This is a genomic window from Vibrio sp. 704 (assembly GCF_033339295.1).
Genome location: NZ_JAWOUH010000889.1, coordinates 1 through 545, shown reverse-complemented (window position 1 = coordinate 545; position 545 = coordinate 1). Strand labels below are relative to the sequence as shown.

At 48.8% G+C, this 545-nt stretch carries 1 protein-coding gene; it reads right to left on the bottom strand.

The genetic code is table 11. The annotated features are described in order from the left end of the window. Positions 1 to 8: 8 nt before the first annotated feature. Positions 9 to 545 (bottom strand): 23S rRNA (guanosine(2251)-2'-O)-methyltransferase RlmB (rlmB, locus tag R7R24_RS29710; protein ID WP_318120589.1); only part of this gene is annotated, 537 nt, incomplete at its 5' end.

The window sequence follows — 545 nt, the reverse complement described above, 5'->3', positions numbered from 1 at the left end:
CATAGATTTTACTCTCCGTCCTTGGTTCTATCTTTAGATTTTCGCCGTCTCCGGGCCTCAAATAATAAAACGCCGGCGGCGACCGAAACGTTCAAGGAATTGATTTTCCCATACATGGGAATTCTTACCTTACTGTCGCAGTTTTCACTTACCAGCCTTCGTAAGCCGGAACCTTCCGAGCCAAGCACAAGTGCCGTAGGAAGACTCCAATCCCATTCGGTATAATCCATATCTGCGGCTCCATCCGCACCGACAATCCAGATTCCGCGGCTCTTTAGGTTATCAATCAGTCTGTTGAGATTGGCAGTTCGGGCAATTTTCAGATATTCGGCAGCACCTGCGGAAGTTTTGACTGCGGCCTCAGTCAATCCCGCAGAACGACGATTAGGTAAAAAAACACCGTCTGCGCCGGCGCATTCGGCAGTCCGTAAAATCGCTCCCAGATTTCTCGGATCTTCGATTGTATCGAGTAAAACTAACAAAGGTTCGGCAGGAAGAGAATCCAAAAGTTCGTCTTCGTCCAAATATTCTGCGGCGGCGGCTAT